Annotated in this window: 20 protein-coding genes, 1 tRNA gene and 1 pseudogene; 13 read left to right on the top strand and 9 right to left on the bottom strand. The window is 65.6% G+C overall.

The features are described from left to right. Window positions 1-93: 93 nt before the first annotated feature. Entirely contained in the window at window positions 94-1,563 is a 1,470-nt protein-coding gene (hemN, locus tag K2O51_RS30040) for an oxygen-independent coproporphyrinogen III oxidase (RefSeq protein ID WP_011299450.1), read from the top strand. Window positions 1,564-1,646: 83 nt separating this feature from the next. On the opposite strand, the gene K2O51_RS30035 is transcribed toward hemN, so the two are convergent. Next, the gene (locus K2O51_RS30035; RefSeq protein WP_011299449.1) at window positions 1,647-2,540 is read right to left on the bottom strand and encodes a c-type cytochrome; all 894 of its coding nucleotides are present in this window, start codon (window positions 2,538-2,540) and stop codon (window positions 1,647-1,649) included. Window positions 2,541-2,889: 349 nt separating this feature from the next. Between K2O51_RS30035 and K2O51_RS30030 the strand changes: the two genes are divergently transcribed. After that, window positions 2,890-2,965: transfer RNA gene (locus tag K2O51_RS30030), tRNA-Arg, on the top strand. A 270-nt stretch (window positions 2,966-3,235) separates the two neighbouring features. Here K2O51_RS30030 and K2O51_RS30025 read toward each other — a convergent pair. After that, window positions 3,236-3,469, bottom strand: coding sequence for a YMGG-like glycine zipper-containing protein (locus tag K2O51_RS30025; protein WP_220631128.1), 234 nt, complete (start codon window positions 3,467-3,469; stop codon window positions 3,236-3,238). A 16-nt stretch (window positions 3,470-3,485) separates the two neighbouring features. Continuing rightward, the gene (locus K2O51_RS30020) at window positions 3,486-3,869 is read right to left on the bottom strand and encodes a hypothetical protein (protein WP_011299447.1); all 384 of its coding nucleotides are present in this window, start codon (window positions 3,867-3,869) and stop codon (window positions 3,486-3,488) included. Window positions 3,870-4,136: 267 nt separating this feature from the next. Between K2O51_RS30020 and K2O51_RS30015 the strand changes: the two genes are divergently transcribed. From K2O51_RS30015 to arfB, 3 genes and pseudogenes are all read left to right on the top strand, one after another. After that, on the top strand, window positions 4,137-4,973 hold the full coding sequence (locus tag K2O51_RS30015) for a MipA/OmpV family protein (protein ID WP_220631127.1): 837 nt from the start codon (window positions 4,137-4,139) through the stop codon (window positions 4,971-4,973). 229 nt (window positions 4,974-5,202) lie between these two features. Further along, window positions 5,203-5,547 (top strand): annotated as a pseudogene (locus K2O51_RS35835) (FAD-binding oxidoreductase); the annotation flags it as partial. A gap of 37 nt (window positions 5,548-5,584) precedes the next feature. Next, window positions 5,585-5,989 carry an alternative ribosome rescue aminoacyl-tRNA hydrolase ArfB gene (arfB, locus tag K2O51_RS30005; protein ID WP_140949302.1) on the top strand — a complete coding sequence of 135 codons (405 nt, stop codon included), beginning with the start codon at window positions 5,585-5,587 and terminating at the stop codon, window positions 5,987-5,989. Window positions 5,990-5,993: 4 nt separating this feature from the next. Here arfB and K2O51_RS30000 read toward each other — a convergent pair whose 3' ends face one another. The 5 genes from K2O51_RS30000 to K2O51_RS29980 all read right to left on the bottom strand — a co-directional run bounded on the left by K2O51_RS30000 (window position 5,994) and on the right by K2O51_RS29980 (window position 11,761). After that, window positions 5,994-7,055, bottom strand: a complete 1,062-nt coding sequence (locus K2O51_RS30000) for a peptidoglycan bridge formation glycyltransferase FemA/FemB family protein (protein ID WP_011299436.1) — start codon at window positions 7,053-7,055, stop codon at window positions 5,994-5,996. A gap of 79 nt (window positions 7,056-7,134) precedes the next feature. Beyond that, the gene (htpX, locus tag K2O51_RS29995; protein ID WP_220631126.1) at window positions 7,135-8,013 is read right to left on the bottom strand and encodes a protease HtpX; all 879 of its coding nucleotides are present in this window, start codon (window positions 8,011-8,013) and stop codon (window positions 7,135-7,137) included. 113 nt (window positions 8,014-8,126) lie between these two features. After that, window positions 8,127-8,501 (bottom strand): hypothetical protein, encoded by a 375-nt coding sequence (locus K2O51_RS29990; protein ID WP_245001893.1) that lies wholly within the window; start codon window positions 8,499-8,501, stop codon window positions 8,127-8,129. Between the two features lie 59 nt (window positions 8,502-8,560). Further along, on the bottom strand, window positions 8,561-10,228 hold the full coding sequence (locus K2O51_RS29985) for an NAD(P)-binding protein (protein ID WP_220631125.1): 1,668 nt from the start codon (window positions 10,226-10,228) through the stop codon (window positions 8,561-8,563). Between the two features lie 21 nt (window positions 10,229-10,249). After that, entirely contained in the window at window positions 10,250-11,761 is a 1,512-nt protein-coding gene (locus tag K2O51_RS29980) for a polyamine aminopropyltransferase (RefSeq protein ID WP_220631124.1), read from the bottom strand. 181 nt (window positions 11,762-11,942) lie between these two features. On the opposite strand from K2O51_RS29980, the gene K2O51_RS29975 reads away from it, so the two are divergent. The 8 genes from K2O51_RS29975 to K2O51_RS29940 all read left to right on the top strand — a co-directional run bounded on the left by K2O51_RS29975 (window position 11,943) and on the right by K2O51_RS29940 (window position 17,538). Beyond that, window positions 11,943-12,329 carry a DUF350 domain-containing protein gene (locus K2O51_RS29975; RefSeq protein ID WP_041680085.1) on the top strand — a complete coding sequence of 129 codons (387 nt, stop codon included), beginning with the start codon at window positions 11,943-11,945 and terminating at the stop codon, window positions 12,327-12,329. A 48-nt stretch (window positions 12,330-12,377) separates the two neighbouring features. After that, on the top strand, window positions 12,378-13,412 hold the full coding sequence (locus tag K2O51_RS29970; RefSeq protein ID WP_011299430.1) for an SPFH domain-containing protein: 1,035 nt from the start codon (window positions 12,378-12,380) through the stop codon (window positions 13,410-13,412). 9 nt (window positions 13,413-13,421) lie between these two features. After that, a complete protein-coding gene (locus tag K2O51_RS29965; protein WP_140949300.1) occupies window positions 13,422-14,933 on the top strand; it encodes a DUF4178 domain-containing protein in 1,512 nt (503 codons plus the stop codon). A gap of 4 nt (window positions 14,934-14,937) precedes the next feature. Next, entirely contained in the window at window positions 14,938-15,102 is a 165-nt protein-coding gene (locus tag K2O51_RS29960) for a hypothetical protein (protein WP_166487025.1), read from the top strand. Window positions 15,103-15,112: 10 nt separating this feature from the next. Next, window positions 15,113-15,493 carry an adenosylmethionine decarboxylase gene (gene speD / locus K2O51_RS29955; RefSeq protein ID WP_049796479.1) on the top strand — a complete coding sequence of 127 codons (381 nt, stop codon included), beginning with the start codon at window positions 15,113-15,115 and terminating at the stop codon, window positions 15,491-15,493. Window positions 15,494-15,568: 75 nt separating this feature from the next. Beyond that, the gene (locus K2O51_RS29950) at window positions 15,569-16,018 is read left to right on the top strand and encodes a Cd(II)/Pb(II)-responsive transcriptional regulator (protein WP_011299427.1); all 450 of its coding nucleotides are present in this window, start codon (window positions 15,569-15,571) and stop codon (window positions 16,016-16,018) included. A 470-nt stretch (window positions 16,019-16,488) separates the two neighbouring features. Continuing rightward, window positions 16,489-16,908 (top strand): nucleoside diphosphate kinase regulator, encoded by a 420-nt coding sequence (gene rnk, locus K2O51_RS29945; RefSeq protein WP_140949299.1) that lies wholly within the window; start codon window positions 16,489-16,491, stop codon window positions 16,906-16,908. Between the two features lie 276 nt (window positions 16,909-17,184). Then, window positions 17,185-17,538: a hypothetical protein gene (locus K2O51_RS29940; protein WP_011299425.1), complete on the top strand. Its 354-nt coding sequence runs from the start codon at window positions 17,185-17,187 to the stop codon at window positions 17,536-17,538. Between the two features lie 217 nt (window positions 17,539-17,755). On the opposite strand, the gene ypfJ is transcribed toward K2O51_RS29940, so the two are convergent. Then, entirely contained in the window at window positions 17,756-18,631 is an 876-nt protein-coding gene (ypfJ, locus tag K2O51_RS29935) for a KPN_02809 family neutral zinc metallopeptidase (RefSeq protein ID WP_041679739.1), read from the bottom strand. Between the last annotated feature and the right edge of the window lie 211 nt (window positions 18,632-18,842).

Below are 18,842 nucleotides of genomic sequence, written 5' to 3'. Positions count from 1 at the left end.
CATGCCATGGCTGCCGCGCTTGATGCGCGTCAATTCCCCATTGGCCTAGGGGCTCTAGCATGGGCCGTCAAACTCCCCGGTAAGTCCGCCCCCATGAATTCCCCCGCAACATCATCCCCGGCGCTCGACCGCCGTGCCCTGTCCGACTTCCGTGCGCTGGCTGGCCGCATCGATGGGAACGGCCCGCGCTACACCTCGTATCCCACGGCGGACCGCTTCCACAACAAACTCGGCGAGGCCGGCTACCACGCTTCGCTGGCGGACTGCCGCGCCGCCGCGCCCGCGCCGTTGTCGCTGTATCTGCACATCCCGTTCTGCGAGAACATCTGTTACTACTGCGGCTGCAACAAGGTCATCACGCGCGATCACGGCCGCAGCGCCAAGTACGTCCACTATCTGGCCAAGGAAATGGCCCTGGCGGCTGCGCACATTGGCGGGCGTCGCCAGGTGCTGCAGTCACACTGGGGCGGCGGCACGCCGACTTTCTTGAACCCGGAAGAGATGCGGCGCGTGATGGTGTCGCTGCACGAGCATTTCGACCTGCCGGCCGAGGGCGAGCACTCGATCGAGATCGATCCGCGCCGCGTCGACCACGCGCGCATGGCGCTGCTGGCCGAGCTGGGATTCAACCGCGTGAGCCTCGGCGTGCAGGATTTCGATCCAGAAGTGCAGCAGGCCATCCACCGCGTGCAGCCGTTCGAGGAAACCCGCGCCGTCGTGGATGCCGCGCGTGAGCTCGGATTCCGCTCGGTGAGCCTGGACCTGATCTATGGTCTGCCGCACCAGACCACGGCGCGCTTCAATGCCACGGTGGAACAGGTGCTGACGCTGCGGCCCGACCGGCTCTCGGTCTACAGCTACGCGCACTTGCCTCACGTCTTCAAGCCACAACGGCGTATCGATGAGAATGCGCTGCCGAGCGCAGGCGAGAAGCTCGACATCCTCGTCTCGACGATCGAACGCCTGACCGCCGCCGGTTATGTCTACATCGGCATGGACCACTTTGCGCTGCCCGATGACGACCTCGCCGTAGCGCAACGCGAAGGCCGGCTGCAGCGCAATTTCCAGGGCTATTCCACGCATGCGGGCTACGACCAGCTCGGCTTCGGCATTTCCGCGATCGGCGCCGTGGCGGGCCGCTACGTGCAGAACGCGCGCACGCTCGACGAATACTATGCGTCGCTCGATGCCGGCCATCTGCCAGTGATGCGTGGCTTCGCGATGAATCAGGATGACCACCTGCGACGCGAGATCATCGGCGCGCTGATGTGCAACGGGGTACTCGACATCACGCAGATCGAGGCACGCCATGGCATCGATTTCGCGCACGCCTTCGCAGCCGAACTCGCGGATCTCGACCGCCTCGCCGAAGATGGCCTGGTGCGTCGCGATCCGCGCCGGATCGAGGTGACCTTGCTTGGCCGCTTGCTGGTTCGCCGCGTGGCCATGGTGTTCGACCGCTACCTGCGCGAAGACGCCGCACGACCGCCTGCCGTGCAACCGGCCGCCAATGACGGCGCGCAGCCTGTCCGGTTCGTACCGAAGTATTCCCGTGTAGTCTGAGGCCGAGGCGCAACGACGCCAGAACGACGGACGAAAAAAAGCCCGCGAACATGTCGCGGGCTTTTCTGTATCCGGAGCCGGAATTACTTGGCGGCGTTGGCCATGTAGTCGGCCGCTGCAATTACGTCGGCGTCCGCGCCGGCATAACCACCCTTCGGCGGCATTACGCCCTTGCCCTTCAGCGCGAAGTTGTGGACGGCATCCATGCCTTCCTTCAGGCGCGGCGCCCAGGCGGCCTTGTCGCCGAACTTCGGTGCGCCGGCAACGCCAGCGGCGTGGCAGGCTGCGCAAACCTGGTCATAGACCTTCTTGCCCACGTCGGCGGACGCAGCAACGGGTGCGGCAGCCGGGGCCGGCGCGGCTGCGGCGGGAGCCGGTGCTGCCGCAGGAGCCGGAGCAGCGGCGGCTGCCGGGGCAGCAGCGCCAGCGTCAGACGCCGCGGCGGTGGCCGGAGCCGCGGCAGCAGGCGCAGCAGGCTCGGGGAACTTGGCGCCGCCAGCGTCGGCCATGTAGACCACGGCACGGCCCAATTCATAGTCGCTATAGTCGTCCGGCGTCGTGCCGGCGCGCGGCTGCATGGCGCCCTTGCCGTTCAGGACGGACTTGAGCAGGCCGTCGAAGCCCTGGCCGATGCGCGGGGCCCAGTCGCCGGCATTGCTGTACTTCGGCGCACCCGCCGCGCCAGTGGCGTGGCAAGCGGCGCAGACTTCCTTGTAGACCTGTTCACCGGTCTTGTAGACCCGCGGTGCGTTGGCGTCCTTGATCTCGAGCGAAGCGACCGGCTTGATGCGGTCATTGATGGCTTCCGCCGTAGTGACCGACCCGGCACCTTCCTTGGAGCCATGGCCGACAAAATTGACCAGCAGGATGATCACGATGATCGGAACCAGGAAGGCAGCGATCACTACCGCGATCAGCTGCTTCGGCGTTTTGATGGGAGACTCGTGTTCGTCGTGTTGGTGTTGGACGTCGCTCATACAGAACTCTCAGTTTTGCAGGAAACTTCAGCCGCTCACGCTCGGCTTGATTTATCGGGCCCTTGGTGGATGGGTCCTCTGATTGCGTGGTTGTTCAGTACTGTCCCCCGTCTACGACCGCAGCGCGCTGCGTTATAACGGAAATAGCTCGCGATTATAGCCCCAAAGGCCTCATGGCTGGGCCAAAAGAGACGGTTCCGAGACGTCCGGTGACCTCCCCGGATTCCCGCGCATGGACGCGTCACGACAAACGCGGTATCCTATGCGACTTCTCTGCGGCGGCATTCACTCGTCGCACTGGTTGCACAGTCGTGGCAGTGCCTGCCACGCGTGCCAGACCGCTCTCCGCGCGCCCGTAGCTCAATGGATAGAGTACTGCCCTCCGAAGGCAGGGGTTGCTGGTTCGATCCCAGCCGGGCGCGCCAAATTTCCAAGGTGGATTCAGACAGTAACGTCGCGCACAGGCCCAATGCGCCTATGCCTGGTGATCGGCCGCGCATGCGACATTGCATTGGTCGGCTTGGGCAAGCGGCAGCCCGCCCATTCGCTGCCCTTTCAAGTATCGAGAGGAGCAATCCGGCGCCTGTGGAGTGTATGGCGGAGGCTGTGCAAGCGCTTCCGTCGGAAGCCTGTGCTTTCGGTGGACAGATGAGTGCTATGGCGAGCCCCCGAAAGCATGCGAGGGCCCTCCGTGGTCAATATCGCTGCTGCTCGTTCCGACCCTTGATATTGCCCGCGACACCGCCGGCCACCGCGCCGATGGCCGCGCCGGTCCAGCCGCTGCCGCCGGCGATGGCGGCTATGCCGGCACCCGCTGCGGCACCGATCGCCGCTCCGGACATCGTCCCTTGCTGCTCCGGCGACATGCCCGTGCATGCGGTAACGCTACCCAGCACCAGCGCCGCGCCGATCCATTGAAGTCGTGTCATGGCCTAACCCCTAGCCCTACTTGTTGGCCTGCAGTCCAGGTACCACCATCTCGAACCAGATGGTCTCGATCACCGGCCGCTGCAGGCGGTCGGGGTGGGCGGCGTACCAGCGGTCCAGCCCCACGCGGACCGAATCGAGCGTTTGTCCTTTCAGGCCTCTGGCCAGGCGCGGCACGATGGTCTGCGTGTCGGGCGGAGCCTTGCCGGCGTGATAGGCGATGTCGACCTGCACGACGTTGGCAATGCCCACGAGGTAAGCCTTCTTCATCTGCTCCGAAGACTCGGTCCACTGTTTGCCCGTTACCAGCGGAACCTCGTCGGCCCGGGCCATTCCCGATGCCACGGCCAGCGTCATGCACGCCGCGGCGGTCAATGCCTGCAGTTTTTGCCTGGTAGTCATTGCACACTCCTGTGCGGGCCGGTATGCGGACCGCCCGCCTTGGCAGCGCCTCTGCCGCTTCGCCCGCGCAATGTGTGTGCCGGCTGGCGCGCTTTCATATTAGTCGCAATTCCGATGGACGCTACGCCGCAGTACGCCGCCGTAGAGCGATGTGCCGGAATGCCGCTTTCGCCGCGTTTCCGAAAACTTTCATATCGTGAAGCCGGCCGGCGCGCGCGGATGTGCTGATAAATTGGCTTGATCTGACGGGTCCGGAAGAGAAGGAAAATGGGATTGACGGCACTGGCGGGACAGATCCGGCGTATTGCACGCTCTGGCCTGGTGGGCGCGGCGATGGCACTGGCCAGTGCCGGCAGCATCGCGTCACCGGTCGACCTGCCGGGCGAACTGCCCAATATGGTGGGTCTGGGCATCGGCACCACCACTCAATACGCCGGTGGCAAGGACCGCATAGTCGGCGTCGTGCCAGGCCTGCGCTACGTCACGCCCGGCGGCCGCCTGATCGAGTGGTACGGGCCGTATGCGCAATTCAACTTCGGCGGGCTGACCGGCTTCCAGTGGGGTCCGGCAGCATCGCTGCGACTCGGACGCAGCGGCGTCGATGACCCGGTCGTGTCGCGCATCCATGACATCGACACCACGGTCGAGGCCGGTGGCTGGATGGGCTATGAGTACCTGCACGAGGGTTCCATCCCGTTTCGCCTGCGCGGCGGCGTCAATGTGATGACGAATGCGGGCATCGTCTACGGCGGCGCGCGCGTGACGGCCAACGCGTCGGCCTGGGTCCCGGTACACCACCGCGTCTATGCCGGCCTGGGGCTGGGTGCCACGTGGGTCAGCGACAGCTTCAACCGCACCTATTTCGGCGTGACGCAAGCCGATTCGGCCGCGAGCGGCTTGCCCGCGTACAACCCGGGCGGTGGACTGGAGCAGTACACCGGCTGGCTGGCGCTCCTCTACCGGATCGACAAAAACTGGTACGCCGGCGCCATGGTCTATGCGCAGCGCCTGGCCGGAGATGCCGCCGACAGTCCCATCGTCACCCAGCGCGGCACACGCAACCAGATCACCTATGGTATCGGGCTTGGCTACGCGTGGCGGTAGTGCGATATACGTGTCGCCGCTGCAACCAATTGGCCAGGGTATCGAGGGCAACTCTGCATCGAAAGCCCGCCAGATGTGGCGCGATACGGTCCGCGCAGCGGAATGTGCGGCACATCGTCGTTGAAACACTTCCGTCCACATTGGTGCGGCGCTTAAGCCGATTCTGTCTAGAGGCACGCTATGTCGGTGCGTTGCCGCACGTGGCGCGCAATTTGCGTCGCTGAACCGCGAGCTGTCGCCGATGCGCGCGGTCCATATCGACACTGGTTCGCGGCGTGCCTGGGTCGAGCCCGGTGCGCTGCTGGCGGACTTCGACCACGAGGCCCAGGCTTGTGGGCTGGCGACGCCGCTGGGCATCAACTCGACCGCCGGTGTGGCCGGGCTGACGCTTGGCGGCGGCTTCGGCTGGCTGACGCGCAAGTACGGCATGACTGTGGATAACCTGACCGAGGACGAAGCGGCACGCGTGGGCGCAGCCTATGGCCCCAACTACGAACGGCTGGCGCGCATCAAGCAGAAGTACGACCCGGACGACCTGTTCTGCGTGAACCAGAACATCGCGCCGTCGGCGTAGCGAAATTCTCGGGCATGTGGCTTGCTATGATGCGTGCATGCCCGACGATTTCCTGATTCCCCACCACGAGTACGACATCACGGCGATTCGCGCGCAGGGCGCGGGCGGGCAGAACATCAACAAGGTGTCTAACGCGGTGCATCTGCGCTACGACGTGCGCACGTCTTCGCTCGCGCCCGACCACAAGGAACGGCTGCTGCAACTGCATGACCACCGCATCACGCGCGATGGCGTGGTCGTCATCAAGGCGCAGCAGCATCGCAGCCTCGAGCTGAACCGCGACGATGCGATTCGGCGTCTGCACGAACTGGTCGCCAGCGTGGCAACACCACCGCGCACGCGCCGTGCGACAAGACCGACGCTCGCTTCGCGCAAGCGCCGCCTGGAGGGCAAGAGCCAGCGCAGCCAGGTCAAGGCGCTGCGCGGCCGCGTCACCGAATGAGCGCTCAGACAGCGAGCCTGCTGCCCGCCGGCACCCTGACGGGAATAGGCTGCCGGTAGGCCGGAAAATAGCCGCTCAGATCGTCCGTCGAGGTACTCCGTCCTTCCGACAAGGCTCGGTAAGCTTCGGGATTGATGACCACGCGCTGCGTGGCGAAGACGTGGGTGTCCGGCGAGAATCCACGCTTGAATTCATGCAGCGAGTCCGCGGCCGACCCGAGGCCGCCGCCAAGATGCAGTCGCGAGAAGCCGTTCATGCGGCCCCATTCGCGTGCGGTGTGGATGATGATCTTAGTCGGCTGCCGGTGGCGGTAGTCCCAGTCCGATCCTGACAGGTGGTACTGCATGATGCCGGACCGCCGCGCGAGGGTGAACAGTGCGCCGCCAATGACCTTGTCAGCTTCCTCCGCCACCATCAGCAACAAATCATCGCCGAGGTCATCCACCAGCGAACGGTAGTACTGCTTGTCGAAGAAGTAGTAGTCCGTTGCGCAGCGGCGCGTCATGGTCTGGTTGTAGATGTCGATGAACCGCGAGAGCGTTTCGAAGTTCTTGTCGAGCCGTACCATCACGCCAGCGCGCCGGGCGCGGTTGATGCCAAGCTTGTGGCGCGACTGGGTCTCCTGCCAGAGTTTCTCGGGCGGCTTCGTCAGGTCGACCGATACGGTCAGTCCCTGCTTGAGCACAAGGCCCAGCGAACTTTTCCAGTGCGCGTTCAGCAGCGGGTGCAGGCGCAGAAAGCAGGCCACGCAGCCGGCTTCACGCAGCATCTGCACCGCGGCCCGGAACGCCGCATCGGCGAAATCCGGTGGCGCGCTCGTGCTGGTGAGCGGACCACCGTACCCGTACGCCGAGGTGGCGTCCCACAGGCCTTCGGTAATCTCGCGGCGCACGAACGGCACGAGCAGTTCGTGGGTGCCGTTCGTCACGTGCACCGCAAACGCCCGCCCGCGTTCGCTGCGCTCCGCTGTCTTCAGCCACCCAGGCGTGTGGTGGCAATCATGGCTGCAGCGCCCCAGGGCGGCGCGCCAGGCGGTACTTGTTATGTCCAACAGGTTCGCTTGCATCTCTTGCTCCCTGACAGGATGCCTGCGACACCGCCCGGGCCGCCGAGGCCCCGGCGCGGGTCGCAGCGATGGATCGGCTTCAGCGTGCCGACTGCAGCGCCGCAATGCGCTGCTCGATCGGCGGATGGCTCGAGAACAGCTCCATCCACGACTTTCCACCTGCTATGCCCATGGCCTGCATGTTCTGCGGCAACCCGTCGGCATCCAGTCCGCCGAGGCGGCGCAATGCGCCCACCATCGGCGTGGGCGAGCCCATCAGGCTCGCCGCACCGGCGTCGGCACGGAACTCGCGACGGCGCGAGAAGGCGGCCACGATGATGCTGGCCAGCACGCCGAAGACGATTTCGCAGACGATCACCGTGACCATGTAGCCAATGCCGGGCCCGCTCGACTCCTCGTCGTTCTTGCGCAGCATCGAATCGACGAAATAGCCGACCACGCGCGCAAGGAAGATCACGAACGTGTTGACGACGCCCTGGATCAGCGTGAGCGTGACCATGTCGCCATTGGCGATGTGCGCCACTTCGTGCGCCAGCACGGCTTCCACCTCGTCATGCGACATCGACTGCAGCAGGCCAGTCGAAACGGCGACCAGCGAGCTGTTCTTCGTCGCGCCCGTCGCGAACGCGTTGGGCTCGCCCTCGTAGATCGCCACTTCCGGCATGGGCAACCCGGCCTTCTGCGACAGCTTCTGCACGGTCTGCACCAGCCACAGTTCGCTGCTTGTGCTCGGGTGCGTGATGACCTGCGCACTGGTGGACCACTTGGCAATGGTTTTCGACATCAGCAGCGAAATGAAGGCGCCGCCGAAGCCCATCAGCGCGGCAAAAGCGAGCAGCATGCCGAAGTTGAGACCGTTGGCGGTCAGGAAGCGGTTCACGCCAAGGACGCTGGCGGTGATGCTGAGGACAAGCATGACGGCGAGGTTGGTCGCCAGGAAAAGCAGGACGCGTTTCATGAGTGTGGAACAAGACAGCAGGAAAGACGCGGACGAGCCGCAGGCGCGCGCGGCGCTTCAACGGCACTGCACGCAGGAACGGTCATGCGCGACGATTGCCGCGCAGGTGGGGATCAGCCGCGCGGTGGACGCGGCAGCAGAGGAAGGTCGGGGTCAGGCAGGGCAGCGCCGGCGTAGCGCGGCAGCCCGGACTGGGCGGAACCGGCGACGACGCGCAACTGGGGGGCGGGCAGAAGCTGTTCCGCAAGGTCGGCACCGAGCGGTGAAGACTCGGCGGCCTCGGCCACATCGGCAGGGGCGGTGCCCCCGGGAGCGGCGTCTTCCACTGCAGCACACAGGCCGGCCCGGTGGTTGTCGGCGTGCTGCGTGACGCAGGCGGCCGCATCGGAAACGTGCACGGCGGTACCGGCCCAGGCCTGGAACGGCATGTAGGCCAGCATCAGAACCAGCAGGAGGAGCCGGATGGTGCGCACGCGAAACGGAAACACAATGGGGACGTCCCGAATTCTACAGGATGGCGCCGTGCCTCGCGGTGGCGTAATGATCGCTAGCCAACCATGCGTGTGGCGGCCCGGGTACCCCACCAGGCGGCCTCCTCGAAGACCGACAGCCCCGACAGGTCGGCGTGCGCGAACTGGATGGGCCCGTCCAGCGCGCGCAGCGCCGCCGCGCCCGCGTTGGTCAGGAAACCCGGCAACGGCGACGCCATGGCGTGCCCGCGTGCGGTGATTTCCACACGATCGGCGTGGCGCCAGAATCCACGGCCGTAGACTTCGCGCAGGTCGGTCACGGCGTAGTCCATCAGGTCGCCCGGGGTCGCTTCGGCCAGCCAGCGCCGCACCTCGCCCGGCGCTGCGGAATGGCCAAGCGCAGCACGATCGAGCGGGCAATAGGCTGTGAAGACCGTACGTGGCGGTGGCGCTTGCCGGATCATCTGGTGCGTCGCCACCACATAGCCGAGGGCGCGGGAACCATGGACGACATTGTCCCAGGCCAGCGGCACGCCCGGTGCTTCGGCGGGAAAGCCACGCAGCCGGAAGCTCGACACCAGCCAGGCCGCATGGGGTGGCAGGTGGCGCGTCGCGTCGAAGCCGAAGCGCGCGAGCGGCATCAGGTGCGCGGCCACGTGCAGCGGCATGGCGCAGATCACGCGCCGCGCGCGCAAGCGCACCGTGCGCGGTACGCCGTTCGCGTCCGCCATGCCGGTGCAGAGCACCTCAACGCCGTCGCGCGATTCCTCCACCTTGAGCGCCATGCCGGGGCGATGCCAGTCCGGGCGGCCGGCGAGTGCACTGATTCGCGCAGTCAGCTTCGACACCAGTCCGTGCAGCCCGTCCGACCAGGTCAGCACCGCGCCATCTGCGGCGTTCTGCGCATGGCCGCCGCGGCTCGCGAAGTAGTGCAGGCCTGCCCATGCTGAGACGACATCGTGGCCGGCGCCGTAGTCGTCGCGGCAGCAATAGTCGGCGTAGGCATGGAGCGTCGATGACGTGAAGCCTTCGTTGAGCAACCACTGACGGAAAGTGCGCCTATCGAGCGCTGTCCACTTCGGGTCCCGCGACGCCAGCGCGAGCGGAATGGTGAAGACGCGGCGCCCGTCGTTGCCGCGCGTGTCGCGGAGTTCGTTGATGTGCGAGAAGAAGCGCGCATGCTGCGCGCGTTCGTCGGCCTCGAGTCCGTCGTTCGGCAACAGGCCGTCATGCCACCGGCCGTTGCGAAAGTGCCGCTCTTCCGGCGCGTGCACAACGGCGCGCTCATCGAAGCGTGGTCGCGCGCTGAACGGATCCTGTTCGATCACGCCGACGTCGGCGAGCATCTCGCGCATATGCGTCGACTCCGCCGACGGCAGCGGCAGGTAGTGCGCGCCGCGCGGAAAGCCCAGGTCACCGAACTGCCCCGCCGCCGTATTGCCGCCGAATTCGGGACCGTCGATCACGATGAAATCGCGCTTGCCCGCGCGCGCGAGTTGCCATGCGGCTGACAGGCCTGCTGCACCGCTGCCGAGAATGGCGACGTCCGTGCGTAATTCGCCGTCGGGCGGCGGCAATCGCGCGTCGTCGCGCAATGCATGGCCCTGCGCCATGCCCGGACGCAGCACGACAGGCGGGGGCTCATAAAATCCCACACCGGACAGGAAGCGGCGCGACGCATCGCCAAGCCGGTCGCAGCCGGCCAGCGCGGCGGACGCGCCGATCAGGAACGTGCGGCGATCCATCACTGTGCTTTCGTCGGCGTATCAGCGAATGACATTGCCCCAGTCCTGCTCGAAGTCATGCACGAGCGATTGCTCGTTGAGGCGGTTTGCATGGCCCGCGCGCGGCGCCATGTCGGGCGGGAAGCGGAACATCAGCGCGGTGCTGTCCGCATCCAGGAATTTCATCGGCATGTCATAGCGGGTCGGCGGCGTGTAGTCGCTGCGTTTGCCGGCGAGGATGAAACCCCATTCCCCGAACGACGGCACATAGGCATGGTAGGGCCACGTATGCAGGCCGGCCTCGTGCAACGTTGCATCGATGCCCCAGAACGAGCGCGGCGCGTAGTACGGCGAAGTCGACTGCACCACCGCATAACCCTTCTCGGCCAGATGGCGCGACAGCAGCCGGTACATCGGCACCGAATACAGCTTGCCCAGACCGAAGTTGGACGGGTCGGGCAGGTCGACGATGATGGCGTCGAATACCTCGGCGTTCTGCTCCATCCATTGCGCGGCGTCGGCGTTGACCACCGTCACGCGCGCATCGCGCAGCGAGTCCCGGTTGAGCGCGCGCAGCGGGGCGCTCTGCGAGAACAGCGTGGTCATGGCCGGATCGAGATCGACCAGTGTCACATGCTCGATATTGCGGTGTCGCAGGATCTCGCGCAGAGCGAGCCCATCGCCGCCGCCGATCACCAGCACGCGGCGCGCCCACGGCAGCGCTTGCATTACCGGATGCACAAGGGCCTCGTGATAGCGGTGCTCGTCGCGTGACGAGAACTGCAGGTTGCCGTTGATGTACAGGCGCAGGTCGTCCTTCCAGCGCGTGATCACCAGCCGCTGGTATGGCGTCGATTCACTGTGGATAATCTCGTCGCCGAACAGGCCGCGTTCGGCCCAGTGCGTGAGCCGGTCCGACCCGGCAAAGCCAGCACCAAGCAGCGCGATCACCACCAACGCGCGCATCGTGCGCAGCGGCACCTGCGGCAGCTCGTCGCGAAACAGACGCGTGGTGTACAGCGCCACCGCCGCATTGAGCATGCCGAACAGGAAGCCGGTGCGCGACAGACCAAGCCTTGGAGCGAGCACCAGCGGGAAGACCAGCGACACCGCCAGCGCGCCCAGATAGTCGAATGTCAACACACGGCTCACCAGATCGCTGAAGGCCGCACGGCGCGCGTTCAGGATACGCATGACCAGCGGGATCTCCATGCCCACGAGCACGCCGGTCAGGAACACCAGGGCGTACAGTGCCGTGCGGAACGGCGCCGACAGCCACGCGAACACCACGAACAGCAGCGCCGCCGAGATGCCGCCGAGCAGGCCGACCAGTATCTCGATGTCGATGAAGCGGGCGAGCACGTCCTCGCCCTTCACATAGCGCGACAGCCACGACCCTACGCCCATGGCGAACAGATAGCAGCCGATGATGGACGAGAACTGGAGGATGGAATCGCCCAGCAGATAGCTGGACAGGGCGCCGGCGATCAGTTCGTAGCCAAGCCCGCAGGAGGCCACGATTAACACCGAAATAACGAGGGTACGGTCGCGCATCAGGCGGCAGTCCGGCGGGGTTCTGAACGGTTCGGGGGGAACTGGTGGATGAGACTGCGGATATACTTGCGGCGCATTCGCGCGCTGCCGGCGCAATCGTAGTCAAATGTCCTGTGTCGTCGAAATCGGCGCGCATGACTACGCGAATACCGGCGCTGTCGACAACCGCTATGGAAACAGCATGCAACCGATCTACGCCTACGCACTGCACCTGCTGGCAAGCCTTGTCCTGCTTGCCGTGTTCGTCGGAGTCTACACCAGGATCACGCCGTTCCACGAGTTCACGCTGATCCGCCAGGGCAACATTGCGGCAGCGCTTTCGCTCGGGGGTGCGCTCCTCGGTTTCTGCTTCACGCTGTCTTCGTCGATCCAGCACAACGATACCTTTCCGACGTTCCTGTCGTGGGCGGTGGGCGCCATGATTGTCCAGGCGCTGGTGTACGCTGGCCTGACCCGCGCGCTGCCCGACATGGACGCCGCCATCGAATCCAACAACATCGGCATGGGCGCCCTGATGGGCACCATCTCGGTCACCGTGGGCGCGATCAACGCGGCCTGCCTGTCCTGAAACGCGCCCGAATACCGGATCGCGCATCCACGCAAGAGGAGACCTGACATGAGCATCGGTTCTTTCATCAAGAAGCAGTTCATCGACATCCTCCAGTGGACGGAGGACACGGACGGCGTGCTGGCCTGGCGCTACCCGATGGAGGACATGGAAATCCAGTACGGCGGCAGCCTGACCGTACGCGAATCGCAGATGGCGGTGTTCGTCAACGAAGGCAAGATCGCCGACGTGTTCGGCCCCGGCATGTACAAGCTGACCACGCAGACGCTGCCGGTGCTGACCTACCTGAAGAACTGGGACAAGTTGTTCGAGTCACCGTTCAAGTCGGATGTCTACTTCTTCAGCACGCGCCTGCAGATCGGCCGCAAGTGGGGCACGCCGCAGCCGATCACGATCCGCGACGCGGACTTCGGCATGGTGCGGCTGCGCGCGTTCGGCCTGTACTCGTACAAAGTCGCCGATGCGGCGAAGTTCTACAGCGAGATCAGCGGCACGCGTGCTGAATACACGCGCGACGAGGTCGAAGAGCAGTTGCGCAACCTGCTGATCGCCACCATGACGAATGCGCTCGGCGCGTCGTCGCTACCGTTCCTCGACATGGCGGCCAACCAGGCGCTGATGTCGCAGACTATTCGCGAGCGGCTGGCGCCCGAGTTCGAGCGCTATGGCGTGGCGCTGGACAATTTCGCGGTCACCAATGTCTCGCTGCCCGAAGAACTGCAGAAGGCGATCGACACGCGCATCTCGATGGGCATGATGGGGGACATGGCGAAGTACACCCAGTACCAGGTCGCCAGTTCGATCCCGCTGGCCGCGCAGAACGAAGGCGGCGTGGCGGGCCTCGGCGCGAGCCTCGCCGCGGGTGCGGTGATGGGGCAGGCCATGGCCGGCGGACTGGCCGGCGCGGCGGGTGCGCCGGGCGTACCCGCGCCTGCGGTGCCGCCTGCCGCGCCGCAAGCGGCAGCAGCGGATGACCCCACCGCGCGCCTGCAGAAGCTCAAGGAGCTGCTCGACAAGAGCCTGATCACGCAGGCCGAATTCGACAGCGCCAAGGCCGAGATCCTCAAGAAGCTGGTCGGCTGACGGGGCTGCATGCAACAGGTCAACTGTCCTGGTTGCGGCGCGGAGGTCGCGTTCCGCTCCTCCGCAGCCGTCATGGCCGTATGCGAGTACTGCCATAGCACGCTGGTCAAGGATGCCGAGTCGGTCAAGGACATCGGCAAGATGTCGGCCGTGCTCGAAGACTACACGCCGCTGCAACTCAATACTTCGGGCCAGTGGCAGGGGCAAGGCTTCACGCTGGTGGGGCGCATCCAGCTGCGCTACGAAGCCGGGTTGTGGAACGAGTGGTATCTGCTGTTCGACGACGGCAGCGACGGCTGGCTTGCCGATGCCTCGGGCCAGTACATGCTCACGCGACGCTTGTCGCCGGAACAGGCCACGGCCGGACAGTTCGATACGCCGCCTAAGTTCGAGGCCCTGCGTCCCGGTGACAGCCTGTTCTTCGACAAGCGGCGCTGGCTCGCCGGCGACGTGCGCACCGCACGCTGCACGGGCGGTGAAGGCGAACTGCCGTTCGTCGTCGGCACGGGCTGGACTGCGCAAGTGGCCGACTTCCGCGACGAAGGCCGCTTCCTGACGCTCGACTATGCCGACGGGTTTCCGCCGGCCGTCTACACGGGCGAGCTTGTCACGCTGGATCAGCTCAAGGCGCAACTGCTGCGCGGGGCGGACGAAATCGGCCGCACGGCGGACCGCTACCGCGGCAAGACGGTATCGCTGGCCTGCCCAAACTGCGGCAGCCCGATTGCCTATCGCGCCGGCATGGCGAGCTTCGTCGTCTGCGGCAGCTGCCACAGCGAGGTGGACTGCACCACGTCCACCGCCATTGTGCTGGAAAAGCACAAGGAACTGGAGGCGCTCAAGACCAGCCTCGCGCCCGGAGACACCGGCAATATCGGCGGTAAGCCCTATACCGTGCTCGGGCTCATGCAATGCACGGACAACGACGAGGACGAGGCGTCCACGTGGGTCGAATACCTGCTCTTCAACGAAGAGCGCGGCATGTTCTGGCTCGTGGAGCAGGACAGCGGCTGGGACAAGGTCGAGGTACTCGATACCTGGCCGCGACTGTCGTCCGTCGACGTGGCGACCTGGCAGGGCGGGCTCTTCCGCAAGGGCTTCGACTATCGCAGCGAAGTGCTGTATGCCGCCGGCACCTTCAACTGGCGCGTGCGCGTGGGCGACAGCACGCAACTGACGGAGTTCGGCAATCCGCAACAACGCCTGACGCGCGAGACTTCCGACACGGAAATCGTGTGGACCCGCTCCGTCCCTGTGACCCGTGTGCAGGTGGCGCAATGGTTCAAGGACAACAAGGCGCTCGCCAAGGCCGCCACACGGCCGGACGCCGCTACGCGCAAGACGCCCGACAACTCCGATCTCGCGTTCTGCCGCAAGGCCGCCAAGTGGTACGCCATCGTGCTGGCGATCCTCAACGTACCGGTGGCGCTGTTCAGAGACAGCGGCTGGATCACGCTGGTCTTCGCCATGCTGCTGCTGTGGGCACCGCTGTGGCTCGTGGGCCGCTGGTCAAAGGACTGACGACGTGCGACTTCTCTATCTGATTTACGGACTGATCGTGCTGTTCGGCGCGACGTTCTACAACCTCGGTTCCGGCACGGACTCCCGTTCCGGCGGCTCGGGGGCCGGCCGCATGTGGGGCGGCGGCAGCGGCGGTGGCAGCTGGTCGTCGGGCGGTGGGCACAAGTGAGGCCGGCATCGTGAATGCGCCCCCGCTGCCGTGCCCGGCCGTGCTTGGCCGCCACCTGCTGCTTGACCTGCAGGGTGTCGCACCAGACCTGCTGACCGATGCGGCGCTGGTCGAACGTGTGCTGTATGGCGCAGCGCACGTGGCCGGGGCAACGCCAGTGGATGCACGCTTCCAGCATTTCGGGCCCGGGCTTGGCGTCACGGGCGTGCTGCTGCTCAAGGAGTCGCATATCAGCATCCATACGTGGCCCGAGTACGGCTTCGCGGCTGTGGATATCTTCATGTGCGGCACGGCCCGCCCGGAGATGGCCGCGCAGCATATCCGCGCAGCGCTTGCACCGCGCACGATGACGCTGCGCGATGAAGCCCGCGGTATAGCCGGGTGCCGCTGACGCCGCCCCGGCAAACGATTCGCTTCTGCGCTACACTGCGTTGAACCCCGTAGTCACTACAGAGATTCCAGCACCATGCGAATCGGCGAACTCTCCCGGCACAGCGGTTGCGACGTCGAAACCATCCGCTACTACGAGCGCGAAGGCGTGCTCGATGCCCCGCAGCGTGAGGACAACGGCTACCGCCGCTACGGCGAAACCCACCTCGTCCAACTCAACTTTGTACGGCATTGCCGCTCGCTCGGCATGAGCTTGTCCGATGTACGCCGGCTGCGCGACTTCGAGCGCAATCCGTCGCAGGACTGCGATGACGTCAACGCGCTGCTGGACCGGCAGATCGAGCAGATCCATGCGCAGCGCCTGGCGCTGGAAGCGCTGGAAAGCCAGTTGCGCGCGTTGCGCGAGACCTGTCACCACCAGCACCAGGCCGCCAGCGAATGCGGCATCCTGCAGAACCTGCAGCAAGCGGCGGCTGGGGCGCCGTGCGAGTGCCACGCACATGCAAGCGGCGGGCACGCCGGTTGACGACCGCGCACGCCGCACGGCCTGTGCTACGATCCCAGTTCCCCTCTCTGCACCAGACCGGTGCGGGTGATTCCAGTTCCTAGTACCCATTATTCGCGTGATCACCATGCCAGCTCGCCAATCGCTGTCCGCCGTTCCTGCCCGCAACGCGCGGCAGGCGTGCGTGCGCGCCGGCGCCACGGCCCTGGCCACGCGCATCACGCCTCGACGTCGGATCAGCGCTCCGCCTGATCACGCCCGGTTCCCAGCCTGACCATCCCCACCGGGGCCCGGGCCGAACCGGGCCCGAGCCCTACGCCAGTGTCCTGACATGCGTGCGTTCCGCGCGACTTGCAGCCGCCGTGTGACGCACCGATGCAGCTTTCGCTTCACCTTTCTGATGTCCCCGCATGGCCCGGTGCCGGCATTGCCGCCCCGCGAGCTATGCCGGGCCAAACCTGATCACTACGACTCTTGATGGAGGATTAGCCATGACGGCCACCAACCCGAGCGCACCGACCCTCTACCTGACCGAACTTGACGTCACGCGTCTGGAGCGCATTGCCAGCCGCCCCGGCGCGGGCCCGATGGCCGACATGCTCGATGCGCTGCTCGCACGCGCGGCAATCGTCGCGCCGCAAGACATCCCGACCGATGTCGTCACCATGAACTCGCGCCTGGTCTGCGCGCTGCAGGGCGACGCGACGCCGCGCCTGTGGACGCTGGTCTATCCCGATGAAGCCGATTTCGATGCAGGCCGCCTGTCGGTGCTGTCGCCGGTCGGCCAGGCGCTGCTCGGCGCGCGCGCGGGCGAGACCGTAAGCTATCGCCTGCCCGATGGCCGTGAGCAGCACGTCTCGGTGACCGAGATCACCTTCCAGCCCGAGGCCAGCGGCCAGTACACGCTCTGACCCCTGTGCGACGGGCACCGCACGACATACGCGTGCGGGCCCGGACGCTCATGGGCTCATGGGCAGGGCCGCATGCGGGTGGCGATCCACACGCACCGTTCGTCAGCAAGGTCGTCGTTTCACGACTAGCAACTCACCATTCGTCGCAGCGTCATTTCCGATGGCGCTACCTGTGACTAAGCTTCAGTCCGTGCTCGCATCACAACAAAGATTGTGTAGCGGCAAGAAGTCAGCCGGTCACATAAAGAAAGACGAAATCAGTTGAAGGAGTCCGAAATGATCGCCAAACGCATTCTTGGCGGCGCGTTCGTGGTAGCGGCCCTGGCCGTGTCGGCCGCGTCGATCGCTGCCCCTGCCGCGACCAGCAAGGCAGGCAAGTTCGATGTCTACGCCGACGCACTGCGCACCGGCAAGTTCGACCCGTACGTGGACGGCGCCAAGCAAGCCAAATACGACGTCTACACGGACGGCGCCAAGCAAGGCAAGTACGACGTCTATACCGACGGCGCGAAGCAAGGCAAATACGACGTCTATACCGACGGGGCAGCGGCATTCAGCGGCGAGATTTCCGCGAACTCGACCGACAACTCGCGTACCGGCGACGGCTCGCTGTACGGCTACCGAGTCTGACGCGTATCCCCCAGGGTTCTTCCGGAACCTGCAGCGGCCACCTCGGTGGCCGCAAGTTTTCTCTCCCGCCTGCCCGGCAGACCTCCTCCTCCTTCTCTCTGCGCCGGGCAGGCGATTTTTATTCCTGACGGCGCTGTTGTTGGATGGCGCTGCGCCTGCGACTCATGGCGCTTGAGCAGGTTGGCCGTGCCGCAACGTCCGCGTGGCTTCCGTAGGCTCAGAGCTGGCGCGCGGCGAACGTGTCGCACTTGCGGATATCGCCGGTAGTCAGGCCTTGCCGCAGCCAGCGCACGCGCTGCTCGCTGGTGCCATGCGTGAAGGCTTCCGGCACCACATAGCCCTGCGCCTGGCGCTGCAGCCGATCGTCGCCGATTGCGGCGGCGGCCTTCAGGCCTTCCTCGATATCGCCAGGCTCCAGCAACTGCTGGTTGGCGCGTTGCGCGTTGGTGGCCCAGACGCCCGCCAGGCAATCGGCCTGCAGTTCCATCCGCACCGAAAGCTGGTTGGCCTGCGCCTCGCCCATGCGGCGGCGCGCCGCATCGACCTTGTCGGAGACGCCCAGCAGGTTCTGCACATGGTGGCCGATTTCATGCGCGATCACATAGGCCTGCGCGAAGTCGCCGCTGGCGCCGAAGCGCTGGCGCAGTTCGTCATAGAAGGCCAGGTCGATATAGACCTTGTGATCGCCGGGGCAGTAGAACGGGCCCATGGCTGATTGCCCTGTACCGCACGCCGTCGGCGTGGCCCCCGAGAACAGCACGAGCTTGGGTGGCTCGTAGCGGCGGTTGAGCTCGGTTTCGAAGATGTGTTCCCAGGTTCGCTCGGTATTGCCGAGCACCTTCTTCGTGAACACCGTCAGCTTGTCAGTGGCCGGTGGCCGGTTGACCTGTTGCTGCTGCGGCGCCTGCTGGCCCTGCAGCACCGAAGCGCCCTGCATGATGACCGACGGGTCGATGCCGAAGAAATACGAGGCGGCAAGGGCGATGATGACGGTGCCGATGCCGATGGTCTTCGGACCACCGAACCCGCCACCGCCAAAGCCGCCACGGCGGTCTTCAACGTTTTGGCTTTCGGCTTCGTCATCGAGACGCATTGGTGGCTCCAGGGAATGGAATTTGAGCGGGGATGGAATGAAGTATAGCAATGAGGGTTGGCGTGTCTGGCATGCACGACATCCCATCAACCATCCCGATTCTCAATACCCCAAAAACAAAAAACGCCACCCGCCAGACCTCAACAATGAGACTGGCGGGTGACGGGCGGCAATCAACACCATCCGGGCGCGGCCAGCGCCCAACTACCAA

Source organism: Cupriavidus pinatubonensis, assembly GCF_019602855.1.
In the GTDB taxonomy this organism is placed as follows: domain Bacteria; phylum Pseudomonadota; class Gammaproteobacteria; order Burkholderiales; family Burkholderiaceae; genus Cupriavidus; species Cupriavidus pinatubonensis.
Note: the sequence above shows the minus strand (reverse complement) of the source record. Positions and strands in the feature narration are given on the sequence as shown.